The 16,308-nt window shown below is 44.0% G+C and carries 17 protein-coding genes; 5 read left to right on the top strand and 12 right to left on the bottom strand.

Annotation, left to right across the window (positions count from 1 at the left end; genetic code table 11):
* Positions 1–10: 10 nt before the first annotated feature.
* From B9A22_RS00440 to B9A22_RS00400, 9 genes are all read right to left on the bottom strand, one after another.
* Positions 11–1,066: an ABC transporter permease gene (locus B9A22_RS00440; RefSeq protein ID WP_084573625.1), complete on the bottom strand. Its 1,056-nt coding sequence runs from the start codon at positions 1,064–1,066 to the stop codon at positions 11–13.
* Positions 1,063–2,574, bottom strand: a complete 1,512-nt coding sequence (locus B9A22_RS00435; protein ID WP_084573624.1) for an ABC transporter ATP-binding protein — start codon at positions 2,572–2,574, stop codon at positions 1,063–1,065. The genes B9A22_RS00440 and B9A22_RS00435 overlap by 4 nt, the downstream gene beginning before the upstream one ends.
* Positions 2,575–2,633: 59 nt before the next feature.
* Positions 2,634–3,668 carry a BMP family protein gene (locus B9A22_RS00430; protein ID WP_084573623.1) on the bottom strand — a complete coding sequence of 345 codons (1,035 nt, stop codon included), beginning with the start codon at positions 3,666–3,668 and terminating at the stop codon, positions 2,634–2,636.
* Positions 3,669–3,745: 77 nt separating this feature from the next.
* Positions 3,746–4,513, bottom strand: a complete 768-nt coding sequence (locus tag B9A22_RS00425; RefSeq protein WP_084573622.1) for a creatininase family protein — start codon at positions 4,511–4,513, stop codon at positions 3,746–3,748.
* Between the two features lie 20 nt (positions 4,514–4,533).
* Positions 4,534–6,060, bottom strand: coding sequence for a class I adenylate-forming enzyme family protein (locus B9A22_RS00420; RefSeq protein ID WP_217805833.1), 1,527 nt, complete (start codon positions 6,058–6,060; stop codon positions 4,534–4,536).
* 87 nt (positions 6,061–6,147) lie between these two features.
* Positions 6,148–6,894 carry a GntR family transcriptional regulator gene (locus B9A22_RS00415; RefSeq protein ID WP_176215331.1) on the bottom strand — a complete coding sequence of 249 codons (747 nt, stop codon included), beginning with the start codon at positions 6,892–6,894 and terminating at the stop codon, positions 6,148–6,150.
* 249 nt (positions 6,895–7,143) lie between these two features.
* Positions 7,144–7,686: a MerR family transcriptional regulator gene (locus tag B9A22_RS00410; RefSeq protein ID WP_084573619.1), complete on the bottom strand. Its 543-nt coding sequence runs from the start codon at positions 7,684–7,686 to the stop codon at positions 7,144–7,146.
* Positions 7,687–7,699: 13 nt separating this feature from the next.
* Positions 7,700–8,173 (bottom strand): hypothetical protein, encoded by a 474-nt coding sequence (locus B9A22_RS00405; RefSeq protein WP_084573618.1) that lies wholly within the window; start codon positions 8,171–8,173, stop codon positions 7,700–7,702.
* Between the two features lie 116 nt (positions 8,174–8,289).
* Complete coding sequence (locus B9A22_RS00400) at positions 8,290–9,759, bottom strand: methyl-accepting chemotaxis protein (protein ID WP_084573617.1); 1,470 nt, start codon at positions 9,757–9,759, stop codon at positions 8,290–8,292.
* Positions 9,760–10,040: 281 nt separating this feature from the next.
* Between B9A22_RS00400 and B9A22_RS00395 the strand changes: the two genes are divergently transcribed.
* Together B9A22_RS00395 and B9A22_RS00390 are read left to right on the top strand one after the other, a co-directional pair.
* A complete protein-coding gene (locus tag B9A22_RS00395; protein WP_084573616.1) occupies positions 10,041–10,169 on the top strand; it encodes an ATP-binding protein in 129 nt (42 codons plus the stop codon).
* A gap of 178 nt (positions 10,170–10,347) precedes the next feature.
* Complete coding sequence (locus B9A22_RS00390; protein WP_176215330.1) at positions 10,348–10,884, top strand: hypothetical protein; 537 nt, start codon at positions 10,348–10,350, stop codon at positions 10,882–10,884.
* Between the two features lie 173 nt (positions 10,885–11,057).
* Here the strand turns inward: B9A22_RS00390 and B9A22_RS25160 are convergent, their stop codons facing one another.
* From B9A22_RS25160 to B9A22_RS00380, 3 genes are all read right to left on the bottom strand, one after another.
* Entirely contained in the window at positions 11,058–11,225 is a 168-nt protein-coding gene (locus tag B9A22_RS25160; RefSeq protein WP_176215329.1) for a hypothetical protein, read from the bottom strand.
* Between the two features lie 3 nt (positions 11,226–11,228).
* The gene (locus B9A22_RS00385) at positions 11,229–11,549 is read right to left on the bottom strand and encodes a transposase (RefSeq protein WP_176215328.1); all 321 of its coding nucleotides are present in this window, start codon (positions 11,547–11,549) and stop codon (positions 11,229–11,231) included.
* A 143-nt stretch (positions 11,550–11,692) separates the two neighbouring features.
* Positions 11,693–12,379, bottom strand: a complete 687-nt coding sequence (locus B9A22_RS00380; protein ID WP_084573614.1) for a 2'-5' RNA ligase family protein — start codon at positions 12,377–12,379, stop codon at positions 11,693–11,695.
* Positions 12,380–12,902: 523 nt separating this feature from the next.
* Here B9A22_RS00380 and B9A22_RS00375 point away from each other — a divergent pair.
* The 3 genes from B9A22_RS00375 (at position 12,903) to B9A22_RS00365 (ending at position 16,301) form a co-directional block, all read left to right on the top strand.
* Positions 12,903–13,463 carry a CBO0543 family protein gene (locus B9A22_RS00375; RefSeq protein WP_084573613.1) on the top strand — a complete coding sequence of 187 codons (561 nt, stop codon included), beginning with the start codon at positions 12,903–12,905 and terminating at the stop codon, positions 13,461–13,463.
* Between the two features lie 327 nt (positions 13,464–13,790).
* The gene (locus tag B9A22_RS00370; protein ID WP_084573612.1) at positions 13,791–15,623 is read left to right on the top strand and encodes a sigma 54-interacting transcriptional regulator; all 1,833 of its coding nucleotides are present in this window, start codon (positions 13,791–13,793) and stop codon (positions 15,621–15,623) included.
* A 222-nt stretch (positions 15,624–15,845) separates the two neighbouring features.
* The gene (locus tag B9A22_RS00365; protein ID WP_084573611.1) at positions 15,846–16,301 is read left to right on the top strand and encodes a hypothetical protein; all 456 of its coding nucleotides are present in this window, start codon (positions 15,846–15,848) and stop codon (positions 16,299–16,301) included.
* Positions 16,302–16,308 lie beyond the last annotated feature (7 nt).

The following is a 16,308-nucleotide window of genomic DNA, read 5'->3' as shown; positions in this document are numbered from 1 at the left end:
CTCCCTTTCTCTATTTTGCTGCCGTTTGGCGATAACTTTCACCTAACAGGACAAACGCAACCATCATACTTTCCAGCATTAATACAACTGAAACAGGCACCCCTTGCGACACTTGCATAGCATTAGCCCCAACCACTAAACCGGATAAAAGCAAAGCTGAACCGAGAATACCGAGCGGCTTTAGCCTGCCCAGTAAGGCCACAATTACCGCCGTAAAACCAAAGTCGGACGAGATGCCTTCCAGGACACGGTGATGAATGCCGAATACTTCGATGGCACCGGCCAATCCAGCCAGCGCTCCGCTTAAAAATAGCGATAGCGTAATATACCGGCCGCAATGAATCCCTGCATATCTGGCCCCGGCAAGCCCTTGACCGACCGCCCGGATACGGTAGCCTAATACTGTTTTGTGGATGACAAACCATAAGGTCAGGAGGGCAATCAGGGCCACCAGGATACCAGCGTGAGCGCGGGTTGCCTCCAAAATAATCGGCAGATGCAGCTCTTCTGGCAACGTCGCTGTCTGGGGAATGAACCCGCCTTTTTCTTTGAGTGGACCGTGGACAAGAAAGCTGACAAATAAAACCGATACATAGTTGAGCATAATGGTAACAATAATTTCACTGGTGTTTAAATAGGCCTTGAGTACACCGGCTATAGCCCCCCAGGCACCGCCTGCCAAACAGGCCGCTATCCACGACAAGATAAAAACCAGCGGCCAGGGCAGTTCTGCAAATAGTAAGCCTGTCCAGACGGCAGCGATGGCTCCGAGATAGAACTGCCCATCACCGCCCAGATTAGTTTGACCGCCATAGAAGCCAATGGCCACCCCGGCGGCAATAAGCACTAACGGGATTGATTTGCTGATCACTTCGCCCACGCCATAGTAGCGTCCTAATGTACTCTTAAGCATATCATAATAGGCCTCTAGCGGGTTTGCCCCTGCCAGAGCGATAAAGACAGCGCCACAAAGCAAGCTCAGGATGACGGCTGCTAAAATCACCGTTGCCGATGTTCCGGTACACTTTTTGACTATGTGTTGCTGTACAAAATCTATAAACATCATCCAGCCTCCCTCGCGCCAGCCATTAACAACCCAATGTGGTTGGGATCATATTCGTCTGGCAGCAATTGGCCAACTATTTTTCCCTCGTAAAGTATTAGTATCCTGTCTGCAAGACTCATAACTTCTTCCAATTCGCTCGAAATTAGCAAAATAGCTGCTCCCTGCCGCCGGGCTTCCAGTAGTTGCGAGTGAACAAACTCTATGGCCCCTACGTCCAGACCCCGGGTGGGATGCATGACAACGATAAACTTCGGAGTGGCTGTGATTTCCCTTGCTAAAATAAGTTTTTGTAAATTGCCGCCGGAAAGTGAGTGGGCCGACTGATGGATGGTTGCCATCCGCACGTCATATTGCCGGACTAGCTTCTGGGTATGGTCAATCATTTTTTCATGGTTTAGTATGCCGCTATGGCTGAACGGGAAGTTGCCATGGTTCTTCATTACGGCAGTTTCCCATAATGAGAAGCCTTTTATTGAACCGTTTTTTTTCCGGTCTTCAGGCACATGCCCTACTTTCTGGTTAATAAAATCCAGTGGGGTTTGATTGGTGAGATTCTCACCGGCAATGACTACCTCACCGGCAGTAAGCAGACGTAAGCCGGTTACGATCTCAGCCAACTCTGTCTGACCATTACCATCTACCCCTGCAATACCAACGATTTCTCCGGCATGTACAGCCAGGGAAATATCTTGCAGTGCTGCTACGCCTCTGTCATTGATGGCCCGGACAGAATCCATAACAAGAATCGCCTCGCCTCGGGGGCTTGCTTGACGGTCTGGCTGAAAACTAACGTCCCTGCCTACCATCATCCGGGCTAAATCACCAGGTGTCGTGCCTTGAGGAGAAACTTCTCCAACACATTGCCCCTGCCGCAAAACCACAATGCGATCGCTGATCTCCAGGACTTCATTTAATTTGTGAGAGATAAAGATCACTGACGTGCCCTGGGCAGCGAGGCTGCGGACGGTCTGAATCAAGCCTGTAATCTCTTTGGGGGTAAGTACCCCGGTTGGTTCGTCCAGGATCAATATTTTTGCACCATGATGGAGCGCCTTTAGGATTTCTACCTGCTGTTGCAGGCCGACAGGCAAATCCGCCACCCTGGCAAAAGGATCAACCTGTAAATGATAGCGCGCCGCCAATTGCTGCAGTTCTTTTGCGATCTGATCAAGCCTCAAGGTCAGGCGTGCTTTCCCCTGACCAATAGCAACATTCTCAGCCACGGTGAAAGCCGGTACCAGCATAAAGTGCTGATGAACCATGCCAATGCCGTGACTGATTGCCGCCAGTGGGCTGGAGAAGGTTACCGGCTGACCGTTTAACAAAATCTGACCTGCCGTTGGCTGGTACAAGCCATAGATAATATTCATTAAAGTACTTTTACCTGCGCCGTTTTCGCCCAGCAAAGCAAGTACCTCACCGGGCTGTACATCAAGGCTGATATGATTGAGAGCAGAAAAAGAGCCAAAGCACTTGGTAATACCCCGCAACGACAGACACGCCTGCATATTCTTACCTCCCTCAATGGGACGGCGGGGGGTTGATTCCCCGCCGCTCCACCATTGAACTATTTTTTGTCAATCCGTTCATAAATTTCCGGCACGCTGAATTTTCCTTCCACAATGTCCTTACGAACCTGGGCGACTTTGTCTTTGGCAGCCTGTGGAACTTTGGCTGAAAGTGGGGCGATATCAATGATGCCGTCTTTAATACCGGCTTTCCAAACACCGCCGAAAGTGCCTTTATCAATGCGCTCGGTCTGTTGCGTAATGGCTTTACTCAAATCGGGAATCAGACTGGTCAGCATAAGCTCAGGTGCTAGTGCTGATTGATCGGCACCATAGCCGATCAGCATAACATTCTTGGCTTTGGCCGCTTCGATGACGCCAAGGCCGGTAGAGTCGGCTGCGTGCATGATAATATCGGCGCCGTTTTCGATCTGAGCGGTAGCTGCCTCCTTGCCTTTGGCTGGATCGCTAAAAGAACCGGTGATAATACCAAATACCTTGGCCTGAGGATTGACGGCTTCCACTGCTTTGGTAAAGGCAGCCAGATTGGCCAGTTGTCCGGGGATTTCCATACCGGCGACATAGCCTATCTTATTGGTCTTGGTGGTCATACCGGCAACAATGCCGCACAAATAAGCCCCTTCAAACTCGCTTTGGTCAATAAAACCGACATTAGGCAGCATTTTTGCATTGGTTGGATTTTTGCCGCTTACGAAGATTTTTGTATTGGCAAACTGGCCGGCAACCTTAAGCGCAGGGTCACCAAACTGGAAACCATGCCCGACAATCAGGCCGTAGCCCTTTTCCGCATAGTTACGAAAAGCTTCTTCGATATTGGCAACAGGTACACTTTCGGTGAAAGCAACTTCATAGCCGCTATCTTTTAGCTTCATCAAACCCTGATAGGCAGCGGTATTCCAGCCTGCGTCATTGGCAGGTCCGGGCAACAGCATGGCAATCTTCATCTTGGCCGGGGCCGCTGTCTTTTCCGCAGCCGGTTTGGGTTTTTCCCCGCAACCGGCAATGACCAGTGCAGCCATCATCAAAATGAGCCCGAATACGAAAAACTTTTTGAGCAAACTAAAACTTTTCATCACTAATCCCCCTGCTTATTTTTTGCTTATTATGCAAATCGCCCACGTAAATAGGCGACAAACAACATGGTCGGTGGTTAACGAGAAACCTCGAAGTGACAGATATCTGTAAGGATCGTGACAAGCCGGGGCAGAATTGCTGATAACCGCAGTGTACCACGTTCGGCTGTCGCCCTCCGGGCATTCCCCCAGGTGCCGCTAGGACTCCAGTCGCTGGTTGTCCAGGCAAATGTGGCTCCTGCTAACTCAAGTTGCAGCGAGGAGGCGGGGAGTTCCGGATAAGAACAGTCTAGTTTGTCTAACCGGACTTTATCTCTTGCCAATGCCAACATAACACTGGTTTCCCAGTCGCCGGCATGAATGCCCAGAGCTTGCTCCTGCTCATCAAGCTGAACCGGATCAGCTGCTACTGCAGGTGGAAATACAACAAAAGTCATCAGCCCGGTGGCAATTCTCACTTCTCTGGCTATGACCTCCAGGAGGGCACGATTGCCGCCATGACAAGTCCAAAATACCAGACGGCGGAAACCGGCGTTGACGACTCCCTGGGCGATATCGTGCAGCACAGCCATCATGGTTGTAGCCGAAAGGCTCAATGTACCGGGGTAACTTGCATGTTCATTACTTTTCGAGATTGGCAGAACAGGCAGACGCCATAAGGTGACTTGATCCGGCAGTTTAGCCAAGGTCAAGTCCAGGAGTTGTTCAGTGAAAAAGAGGTCTGTGTCTACCGGAAGATGAGGACCGTGCTGTTCCAGGGAGCCAATTGGCAAGATCAAGGCCCCGGTGTGTTTGTCAAGATCTCGGACCTCTTCCCATGTCAATCGGCTAACGTGGCGTTCCATGAAAATCAGCCCTTTCTGTGCTATAGCGCTGTTAATATAGCAAGCTCCCGTAATTCAGCCTTAGCTATTTTGCCGGTGGGGGTCATGGGGAATTCGGCTATTGATTTCATTAGCAGTGGTTCGATATTATAGGGGACTTTATGTTCAATAAGCCGTTTTAGCGTGTCCGGAGCTATCGTTTCGTCCTGCAGCATTACATAGGCAACCGGGCGCTGACCTAATAAGTGATCCGGAATTGCCACAACTGCAGCGGCTTTCACCTCAGGCAGGTCGGCCAAAGCTTCTTCGACATCCCGGGGGAACCAGATTTTTTCGGCAACGGTAAGCAGTTCAGAGAAGCGACCACGCATAGTTACGTAGCCTTCAGTATCGATCCAGCCGGCATCACCCGTATGAAGCCAGCCATCCTTTAGAGCCTCGGCGGTTTTATCCGGTTTGCCCCAATAACCATGCATAAAGCCACCGCGCAGACAGATTTCTCCGACTTCACCAACCGGGAGTGCTTTGCCGGCCTTGTCCAGTATCGCAACCTCTTTATCAGGCTGAGCCAGCCCAACGGCGCCAAGCCGGTGATCAGGTTCTTTGGCCGGGAAGCCCATAGCAACAAAACCGCCCAACTCACTTTGACCATAGCTCTCTACAAGCGGGATGCCCAATTCATCTCGCCACGCTTTTTTTAATGCCGTGGGGACAGGGCCGCCGCCTGACAGTCCCAAACGGAGTGAACCCGGGATACGGCCTTGCAGTTTGGATTCTTCCAGCACCTCGGCCAACAGGGTAGGATTAGCGACAAACAGAGAGGATTGGGTGACATCCAGCGCTAGCCAGCCAGCTTGCTGCGTCCACTGGGACATGACATTCACTGTGGCCATCCGGTGGAGCGGCGGCAGCAGATTGCCTACTAACTGATAGGAGCTTGATAACGCTGTTGGCCCGAACGATATATCTTCAGAGGCTATACGCAAACGCTCGGCAATGCAATTGGTCGCCCGCATGGTCGGTTCATGCATAAGGCAGGCCCCTTTAGGGCGTCCGGTGGTGCCTGAGGTATAGGAAAGATGGGCGATTGCGGCTTCGTCGCCTGGATCAGCCGGGGCGGTCAACCCGGCAGCCAGCAAGGCGGGTAGGCTTTCCGCGCCCGGCTGCGGGCCGTCCATGCACACAAGATGCCTGATACTCGGGGTCGTCGCTGCCGCCTGACGAACAGCTTCCGCCATATCGTGGGTGTAGATCACGACGGTTGGCTGGTGATCATGTAAGTAATACTCGAGTTCACCGGCAAAGCGTACATTAACCAGAGCAGCAATCGCGCCAATGCGCCAGCACGCAAACATGCCGAGCAGGTAGTCCATACCGTTGTGGGCAAAAATGGTTACCCGGTCGCCTTTAACCACTCTCAAATGGTGCAAGGCACCAGCAAAATGGTCCATCTGCCTGGCTGCCTCGGCATACGTCAAACTAGTTTTGCGATCAACCCAGCAAAATGCTGTTTTATCCGGTTGCCGGGCCGCACCCTGGAGCAAAAGTTGGTGTAGTAACATACTCATCGTTCCTCTCTTATGAAAAATAAAACTCCCGCAAAATCGCCGATGGCGGTTTGCGGGAATCAACATTGATTTCCTATTGATATTAAGTTACCAGACTTTTCGTCTTAGTACAGTAAAGTGCAAAATACCAGGTGTATAGTATTCTTTGGACCAAAGAACGGGATTCTGGTCAAAATCGTACCCAACCTGATCCAGATATAATATTGCTACCCCTTCCGGGAGTGCAAGTTCTTTTGCCAGCTTCTCATCTGTCTGGCAGGCTTCAATGCCTGTCAGCCCCATGTGAACGGTGGTCTTACAGCGGTTTTTTAGGAATTCGAAAATCGGAGCATACATCTCATCCTCTTGGTAATCAGATTCCACGATGAGTGAGGCCGGAATGTAGTCGATGCAATATACCGCTTCGCGGTCATCTGCCAATACAATTCGCTCCACCACCAGCAGTGGCTGCCCTGGTGATAGATGCAGACGCTGGCACGCTTCTTCATTTGCCTCGGTTCGGTATACCCGTACTTCTTTGATGGCCGGTGTGTAGCCGGCATCGGCGTAATCTTCCATAAACTCTTTTTCTAAGTCCATTCGGGAAGTAACCTTTAGCACATGTTTATTCACAATGGTGCCAACACCTCTTCGACGGGAAACGAAGCCTTCACTCTCCAGCGCGGCCAGTACATCCCTCAGCACGGTGCGGCTAATTCCCATTTCCCGGGCCAGTGTTTCCTCCGCCGGCAGCCGCCCGGTTTTTTCGAAGAGCCCCTCACGTAACATATTCAGCAAAGCCTTGCGTACTTTGGAAGAAAGCTCTTCTGTATCGACTTTTACAATAGTGGGCACGATTTCCCTCCTGTATCCTTGTTCAAATAAGTAATAAGTACTACTTATTTTTGAAGAAAAATAAGTTAGTAATCCGCCTACATTCGACGGCAAAAAAAAGCCCATTCTGGACTGAAAGACCAGCTTAGGCGTCATTGCCTTTTCTTATAATATTAGAATAACAGCAATTATTTTGAATTTAATATAAACCATAAATCAGTGCTTGTCAAGAGTAATTCTGATGGCTAACAATTCTAAATATAGCTATATTCATTTTGTGGTTTCCTGATAATCCTCATGAACCCAAGTTCTAACCCGGGTGATTTCATCTGCTGAAAAACCCACCTTCTCTAAAAAAAGCTGGTGTGAATCAGGATTAGTCATCTCGAAGTCTCGGTGCCAACACCACTGATCATAATCGCCAAATCCAGCATCATGAAATAGTTGCACCCATGCCAATCTATCTATAGGTTCTGTTGTATAATGCATCTGGCTGTTAAGTAGTAATCTGATTGCGACTTTCTGTTGCTCACGTAAGTCCTTGATTTCATCATTCAGTTCATATATGCGCTTTTCCAAAAGCATTGCTGCAGTGTTCCGCGTACCGAGTAATATTTTCTTAATTGTTTCAAGCGGCAACCCGGTCTCACGGTAAGCACAGATCTGTTCAAGGTGCTGAGCTTCATCCTCCGAATACTCTCGATAGTTGGACTTTGTCCTTCCTGAAGAAGCAAGTAATCCGATAGACTCATAATAGAGTAAGGTACTTCGCGATAATTTAAATTTTTTTGCTATTTGCCCAATGCTGTACATATGTAAAATCACCTTAACGATTTTTTGTCAGTAAATTACCCTTCCGAACATAGTCATCAAGAGATCGTTCAAGTCCAACTAATTTCTGCTCGCAGCTTGTTGGTAATGTCATATCAATGAGCTGATTGCCCTGTTCGGTCAAGCCCGTAAAGGTATATGTTGCATCAATCAAAGTACAATTACTTTGTGTATTCGTCAATACAAAAGATAACTCGGTAACCATTAAGCCCGGTACAAATTTGACATACGTCCCTTCACAGGGTGGATTATTTTTTACCATAACCCAGAACGCTTCCCCTTCTTCCGGAAAATTCGTCTTCCAAACACAGCCATGTTCCGCAAATCCCGATTGGGAATAAATCATTTCATAGGACCATCCGTCAACCCATTCCTTCTCCCGCTCGGGACAAAGAAGAGGATAAACGATATCTACCGCAGCCCCAATCCGCATAGTATGCCTTTTTATAAGTCTTTTCCCTTTAAACATCAACATTCCTCCTAGCAATAATAGGCTTTGATGAAATTCTAAAGTATAAAGTTATAGACAGGTCAACAGTTTTCCATCAAGACAAAACCTCCACCCGAATAGGTGGAGGTGATCCGTCATAAATTAAGAACTTCTATGCCTAATTTAGAATTCTTTTCAATTGCTTTAATAGTGTTATCTATGTGGATAAATATCTTCTTTGATAATTCTTCAGCTTGTAGGTATAGTGTGTTAGCTTGTGTTGAGTTCTTGGTACTTATTGTATTAATTATCTTTTCACCCATACTATGTAATTCATGATGTACTCCATCAATGGCCATCCACTCTTTGATTATATCTGGATGTTCTATATTAATGGAATGATAAAAGTGTCCAAATGCGCATCTTTTGGAGTTAGTCTGTATAGGATAACTCTTCATTTCATCTACTATTCTTTTCAAGTTTTTCATCCAATTACCATGCGCTTCTTTTGCCTTCAAAAGATTCTTAATTAAATCATCATTCGTAATTGCATGTATTCCGCCATTCAGAGCCGAGAGCATATCTCGAACAATATCACTAAGTTCTTCATCAATCTTTGATATGTGTTTTGCATTTGCAGCACTTTGGGAAGCATCCTCATGTATAATCTGTGTCATATTGAGTAACTTTTCTGCATCTTGGGCTGATAAATCCATTGCTTGATTTACTTGTTTTGATGTTTCGTTAATATCTATCATTGCTTTTGATATTGTATTAATATCTTTAACTGTATCTCTTAGCATTAATACATTGCCTTTTATTGTGGCAGAAATGCTATCGAGCTTTTCGTTCATGTTGTTAGTAGATTTCATCGTACTAGCCATACTTTGCCTACCATCATTAGCTGCTTGATGTATGTTATTTACAAAAACCCTCATATCACCTAAATTTGCTTTAGTACTATCTGCTAATTTTCTAATTTCATCAGCCACAACAGCAAACCCTCTGCCAAATTCACCTGCCCGAGCAGCCTCAATGGAAGCATTAAGTGCTAATAAGTTGGTCTGTTCTGCTATCGCTTGAACTCCGTTGACTATTTCATTTACTTTAGTAGCCATGTCTACTAAATGTTCGATTTGTTCACTCATGGTAGTTGTATCTTTTACAACACTTTCTTTTAATGTATTAAGTTCATCTAACTGGAGCATACTCTCATCATTCTTTTGGATTAAATCTTCCGATGATCTGGATAATTGAGTCATCGTAGCAGAAGTATGACCTATTGTCTGATTCACATCATTCATACTTGCAGTGATTTCCTCTACTATAGAAAGATTAGATTCACTTAAAACTGACATTTCTTGTGCAAAATCAATCATTTTATACGAAGAATGTGTCATTTTGACATCAAATTCACTTAAAGAAGATATAACATTTAACATGTGTTTAGAATTTGTAGACATCTTCTCTTCACTTGCAAATAGTTTATCAAAATTTTTCAGCAATGTTTTGTGAATGGGATACTCAACCTGAAGATTATCAGCTACTTTCCCTTTAAGTCGATCCTCAACATTTTTTATTATACAAAGAGCTTCATTGCATGGTGCTTTTTTAAATAAATTCATGACCGTTCACTCCTATATTTTCACGGTGATTTGATGTTATTGTGAAAATCTCTTTATCTATCTTTATTATACAAAGCCATAAAGCAAAAATTTACATTCTCTATTTGTTATTATTCCTACTAAAGTATTAAACTCCTGCTAAATCTATATAAATTTCGATAGGATTTGCCATTTTTTTATTAAAGCATCTTGCGCTGTAAGCAAAATGCTTAATATAACAACATTCTCAAATTCAGTCTTTAAAGATTTTAATTTGTTTCGAGCCTATATGAAAAACATCTATGATTGTGACATCAAACAAGGGGTTTGATGAATGGCCAGAGTTTCTTGGCGACCCGGTAATTGCAACTGTCATACTTGACCGCCTTGTACACCATAGCGAAATTTTAAATATGGTTGGCGACAGCTAACGCTTAACTCACCGTAACACTATTCTTTAGTTGCCGAAAAACATCCAAATTTATTGACCATTTTTTATCCAAAGTACTTGACCACTTACATCTCCTAATAAAAATCTAGGTGAAGCATATACTAACACACAAACAGTACGATAAAGCAGTTAAGTTTTTTAAAGGAGGATTTACTCCCTTGAGCAACCAAACGATCCTATCAGCTATATTTATCCTTTCGTGGCTCACTCTTCTTTTCATGAAAAAAGCGGATATCAAGCGCTTCATGCCTGTTGGCCTATTTGCCACGGTTACGAGTGCAATGATTCTTGAAGCGGGTATTACGTTTGGATGGTGGGTATATCCAGTAAAGCTTTATCCTCTCCAGAACGTCCCATATCTGTATGGTCCCATACCAGTAGCTACAATGTGGCTTTTTAAATTTACGTATGGGCGATTTTGGTTGTACGTAGGTGCCGATTTTTTATTAAATTTGCTCTATACTCTAGTATTTGAAAATTATTTTCTAGGTAATAGAGGTGTAATTCAATTTCAAAGTGTTAGCCCTATGCTAGATGTTTTTATGACCTCCGCACTAGGAGTTATAATATACGCATATCAGATATGGCAAGAAGGTATTTTCGTTCGGTCTGAGACAATGCACCCCTCCAGATCATTAAATTTACAACCCGCTTTGAAACCATTTAATAATAACGAAGATAATGCCGAGAAATAAAGAGCATTTGTTAACTTCTGGTGCTATATGCAAGTGGTGTCAAAGACCAGCTAATTAAAGTCAAGCCCTAAATACAATTTTTGATCAAAGTAAAAATGAGCATAGGAAACAAGCCTTTCTCAAACGCGAACGTTAATCGAGAAAGGCACAAACAATGTTCATTCGATTCTTGGCTAAGCTGCCCTTTGCAGGCGTTTTCGATACATTTCGACTTGCTGATCAGGGGAAATCAATCGGAATGGCTGCTTGTTCTTCAATACCGAGAATATGATGCGCAGCAGCTTATTTATGACAGCCCCTAAAGCTCGTTTCTTGGTTTTGTTTCCGCTGGAAATACTCATAAATTACCGAGTTAACCTGTTATCCTTTAGATTCCTTACGAATAGACGTAGTAGCGGCAATATAGAGCGCATGCCGCAAAAATGGCGACCTCGTTTGGTTACCTTGTTTTTTGTACCTACAAAATTACCCGATTGCCTAACCGATGGGTCAATGCCACTAAAGGCTACCAACTGCTTAGCGTTCATAAATCTATCAACATCACCGATCTCACCAAAAATAATAGGTGCCAGTGTATCACCGATATCGGGGATGCTCCTAAGTAGTGCAACCTCCGGTAATTGTTCAGAAAGGGAAGGGACGCGGGGACAGGTACTTCGTCCCAATTCTATTTAAATAAACCATTTCACTATCCCTAAACTCCCCAAATCTGAAGTTTCAATAGTCTTTTGCAACTTCGTATATTATTTGCCGGGACAAGGAACCTGTCCCGGTGTCCCTTCCCCATGAACAACAGTCTCTATTATGATTAGGGTAAGATGAATTTTTTGATTACCGCTTTTCTACGGTTATACCAATCATGAATGACCAACTCGAGTTCATTGACTCTGAATGCCCCAACCTCTGAGAAATTATATTCTTGAACCACTTTTACGAACTCACTTCTATTTCTAAGTGGTGACTTAAATCTCAAACCTGTAAAATGAGCGGATGTACGCTGATAACGCTGCTCTAAATTGATATTTTGTTCTCTGGCTAATTTACGTATGTTGTTTCGGATTTGATTCAGGCCTTGTATATAGTAGCCTTTCCCCAAAACTGCGGCATCACTTACAATCAATCCTTGGAACACCAAATCAAACTTGGTTATACCGCACAAGGCTTTTTCGATAAGCTCCATTATTTTATTATTCTGGTCATCATCCTTCACATACTTAAGATTAGCACTTATAAAATCAATTACTGTAACGTGCAAATCTGAATCTGGATAAATATAAATATTTGGTTCAATTTCTTGTATACTCTTAATAGCCTTTTTATATAACTCGTTAGTCGCCCCATGTATATCTATTTGTAAGGTTAACCCAGATCTCTTATCCGCGTCTATATTATCCAAGAACTGATCTAGAACTTCTCGCTCATTTCGGATAGCCTCTTCGCCTTCACAATTAACCTTGTGATAAAGTGCATCTAGTTCTTCTGCAACTACACTCATCTTCTAAACACCATTCCTTTTGACCATTCTGTATATACCCGCAGAGTCGCTAGGGACAGTTCTCGATGACTCATATTTCCATACTCTCATACTCAAACGAAAGAATCAACGCGAACCGTCCGAAACCACTGAAAAAGTCAATAAATAAACAGCAAACCCCCTCTACTATGGTAAAATCTAACTGTAGATATTTACCGGAATGGAGGGGTTTGCCTTGCTTAGACATGTGCCGCACCAATTAAGTATATATAGCGTGCTAGGGTGGGACGCGGGGGCAGGTACTTCCTCCCAATTATATTTAAATAAACCATTTCACTTTCCCTAAACTCCCCAAATCTGAAGTTTCAATAGTCTTTTGCAACTTCGTATATTATTTGTCGGGACAAGGAACCTGTCCCGGTGTCCCTTCCCTTGTAACACGACTAGCCGCTTGTCGCGATTTTGGAAAATATATATTAGGATTTTGGAAAAGATAAAAGAAACGATAGTAAATAATCATTTATCCTAAGGAGTGGATCGTTGCTTGGATAATCGGGAAATCGCAAATCGAGTCCTTGAATTAACCTTGGAAATCACCCGTCTTGATATCTATGAATGGCGATACCTCGACCTGTTTACCTGGCAATGGTGGCTGCTGCTAGCAATACTAATCCTACCCTGGATTGTTTTTATAAAAATGGTTGATAAAAAGCGCTTACCCGAAACGCTACTGTTCGGCTCATGGATAATGATTATTTCTGAAACATTTGATCATATCGGATACGAACTCGGCATGTGGACATATTTAGTCGAGATTTTTCCACTCTTCCCGCGATTTGAAGAGGTGAATTTTTCAGTCCTACCAGTTACATACATGCTTATCTATCAAACTTATAAAGATTGGAAAAAATATTTACTAGTAATAGTAATTGCTGCAGGTACATTCACCTGGATCTGTGAGCCCATACTGATATGGCTGGATCTCTACGTCCCTTTAAAATGGGTTCCTGCTTACGGATTTCCAATCTACGTAGCCATCGGACTGATTACCAAATGGGGAACTCAAAAAATTTATAATCTCGCTAAAACTGAGGTTAAACAATAACAAAAAACCCGCGAAAAATTCGCGGGTTCTCATTATTTCGGATTTAATTGGTGGAGGCGAGGCGTACAACAATTCTTAAGATGGTTGACCTGGAGGTTTGAAAAAAAACAATAAATTTCCAAAATAAAAAATATTTGGAAATTTAGGAGGATTTTAGGGAAACAGGTATAATACTATTGAGCGAATAGTTCGAATTTGTCGAGATAGGTATGCATTTTTACTTTAATTAGTACCAATTTCTACGTATCCGACAGAACGAGGAGGTATTAAGATGCAAAAATTGTCTTAGTTGCGCCTACGCCGAATATCTATCAAATAGCGCAAGAGATGGTGGATGAATGGGCCGGCGCGGGCCCCGAGGGTGTCATGGTCGTATCAGGCAGTTTTGAAGCTGGAGTAATCGCCGCGAAAGAGGCCGTAGATAAAGGAGCAGAGATGATAATCAGCTGCGGTGGAACCGCGCAATTAATTGCCGCGGCAATTAACGTACCAGTAGTTGAGATTAAGGTTACCGTACTTGATGTGCTGAACGCTTTAGGAAAGGTAAAGCCTAAGAAAAGTCTAGTCGGGATAGCCGGGTTTCCCAATGTTATTTACGGCTGTGAAAAACTACTAAATTTCTGTAAGATGCCTCTTCAGGTAATTAATCTAGAGAATCACAGCGAGGCAAAAGAAAAGATTCTCACCGCCGCGCACCAGGGTATTCGTGTGATTGTTGGCGATTCAATTTCTGTGGAAACAGCAATCCAGCTTGGCTTGCAGGGAATCCTCATTCAGTCTGATAAAAACAGTATTTCCCAGGCGATAAAAGAAGCCCAATTAATTGTTGGGGTACGCCGCAACGAGCAAGAGAGATTCCAGTTATTGAAAATAATTATTGAAAGTTCGACAGATGGTATAATTTCTATTGATTCAAATAATCGCATTAATATATTCAATCCGATGGCAGAAGAAATATTTCAAATGCCTGCAGCTCAGGCAATCGCGCAACCGGTGACCGCGATTATACCCAATACCCGACTACCGCAAGTTATCGCCCACGGAATATCGGAAATTGGCGACATCCAGTATATTGGCAGTAAGGTTATTGCTACCAAACGTATTCCCATTAAGATTGGGAATGAAGTGGTGGGAGCGGTTGCAAATTTCCAAGATATCACGCAGTTGCAGCGTTATGAACAAGATATACGCCAAAAGCTTTATGCCAAAGGCCTGACCGCGAAAGTATCTATCGACGAAATTATTGGTACATCGGCAGCGCTAACGATAACCAAAGAACGAGCCCGCCTATATGGAGCAACCGATTCGACAATACTGATTACCGGAGAATCAGGAACTGGAAAAGAAATGTTTGCTCAGAGCATTCATAATTTGAGCAAACGCAAGAATGGCCCTTTTGTCGCCATCAACTGTGCTGCATTACCAGATAATTTACTAGAGAGCGAGTTGTTTGGTTATGAGGAAGGGGCATTTACCGGAGCTCGTAAAGGCGGTAAACCGGGATTGCTTGAACTTGCCCATAATGGAACGGTGTTTCTGGACGAAATCAGCGAGATGCATTTAATATTACAATCCAGGCTACTCAGGGTACTGCAAGAGAAAGAGGTAATGCGGCTAGGCGGCGACCGGGTAATACCTATTGATGTAAGGTATATCGCGGCGACTAATCAGAACTTAGATGAACTCGTTGCAAATAAACAATTTCGACAAGACCTATATTATCGTCTAAACATTCTTCGCGTGCATGTTCCTCCGCTTAGAGAAAGGACTTCTGATATACCGGCTCTGGCTGAATATTTTATAAAAAAATTTAACAAACAGCATAAGAAAGATGTGACTATTAGCGCCGGAATACAAAAAATACTTAAAAAACATCGCTGGCCCGGTAATGTCCGGGAATTTGCAAATAGTATAGAAAGAGCAGTTCTGCTGGCTACCGGAAATATGATTGGAGAAAGTTGCATCCGACAAGCATTATTTCATGACCATGATGTGATGCATGATGAAGCAGAAACGATGGATACAAATATTTTGTCTAACCTGGAACATCATACTATCACCAAAATTCTGGCTGAGGAAGGATTCAACTATACCAAGACAGCAAACCGATTAGGAATTAACCGCACTACTTTGTGGCGTAAACTTCATAAGCTTTGTTAAAGAGCCTGTTGCATTGCAAAATGCAACAGGCTCTTTGCTGCGTTTTGCAACAGTTAGTAGTAAGGCTTGTCCGAAGTAGCAGGCTTTTCGGGTTGGTACGAAACTTGCAATATTATATAACAAATACTTATATATTCTCGTTTTATAGGTAAATAAGTAGCTTGGTGTCAGTGGAAAATCAGAATGCAATTTTAGGGAGGGATGGCGTATTAGCCAGCTAAGATGAAAAACCATGAATTTAGAATAATGGTTATTTTATCACATATTGGTTTCAGCAGCTTATTACTTTGCGGGATGGCTTATAATTATGGCGGCATTACCCTGATTCCAGGACTAATTTTGGGAATTATTGCAGGAGTTATGTACTTTTTCCACCTGTACTATCAGATTGAGAGGCTGACTAATTCGCCGAAGAAAACGGCGCCGGCCGATTTACGCTGGGGCTGGATGGCGAGGTTTAGCTTACTGATCATTATACTTATTTTTCTGGGTCGTCACTTAGATGGTGGCTATTCTGCTTTTGTCGTAGGCTTTTTTACGACGCCTACCATCTTGTTTTTAAATGCGTCGTTCTTAATTGGACAACAAATATTAGAAGCTAAGAAGAACCATAAGAAGACGGGAGGGCATAAACCTTGGGGCATGGTGGAGAGGAAATCGGGGGGCATAAGCTGGTAAATTTTGC

This window comes from Sporomusa malonica (assembly GCF_900176355.1).
GTDB classification, from domain to species: Bacteria; Bacillota; Negativicutes; order Sporomusales; family Sporomusaceae; genus Sporomusa; species Sporomusa malonica.
Note: the sequence above shows the minus strand (reverse complement) of the source record. Positions and strands in the feature narration are given on the sequence as shown.

Excerpts from the sequence above, each read along its gene's own strand:
- B9A22_RS00440 (WP_084573625.1), bottom strand. The coding sequence starts at position 1,066 with ATGATGTTTATAGATTTTGTACAGCAACACATAGTCAAAAAGTGTACC.
- B9A22_RS00435 (WP_084573624.1), bottom strand. The coding sequence starts at position 2,574 with ATGCAGGCGTGTCTGTCGTTGCGGGGTATTACCAAGTGCTTTGGCTCT.
- B9A22_RS00430 (WP_084573623.1), bottom strand. The coding sequence starts at position 3,668 with ATGAAAAGTTTTAGTTTGCTCAAAAAGTTTTTCGTATTCGGGCTCATT.
- B9A22_RS00425 (WP_084573622.1), bottom strand. The coding sequence starts at position 4,513 with ATGGAACGCCACGTTAGCCGATTGACATGGGAAGAGGTCCGAGATCTT.
- B9A22_RS00420 (WP_217805833.1), bottom strand. The coding sequence starts at position 6,060 with ATGAGTATGTTACTACACCAACTTTTGCTCCAGGGTGCGGCCCGGCAA.
- B9A22_RS00410 (WP_084573619.1), bottom strand. The coding sequence starts at position 7,686 with ATGTACAGCATTGGGCAAATAGCAAAAAAATTTAAATTATCGCGAAGT.
- B9A22_RS00405 (WP_084573618.1), bottom strand. The coding sequence starts at position 8,173 with ATGTTTAAAGGGAAAAGACTTATAAAAAGGCATACTATGCGGATTGGG.
- B9A22_RS00400 (WP_084573617.1), bottom strand. The coding sequence starts at position 9,759 with ATGAATTTATTTAAAAAAGCACCATGCAATGAAGCTCTTTGTATAATA.
- B9A22_RS00395 (WP_084573616.1), top strand. The coding sequence starts at position 10,041 with ATGATTGTGACATCAAACAAGGGGTTTGATGAATGGCCAGAGTTTCTT.
- B9A22_RS25160 (WP_176215329.1), bottom strand. The coding sequence starts at position 11,225 with ATGAGTATTTCCAGCGGAAACAAAACCAAGAAACGAGCTTTAGGGGCT.
- B9A22_RS00380 (WP_084573614.1), bottom strand. The coding sequence starts at position 12,379 with ATGAGTGTAGTTGCAGAAGAACTAGATGCACTTTATCACAAGGTTAAT.
- B9A22_RS00370 (WP_084573612.1), top strand. The coding sequence starts at position 13,791 with ATGGTGGATGAATGGGCCGGCGCGGGCCCCGAGGGTGTCATGGTCGTA.
- B9A22_RS00365 (WP_084573611.1), top strand. The coding sequence starts at position 15,846 with ATGAAAAACCATGAATTTAGAATAATGGTTATTTTATCACATATTGGT.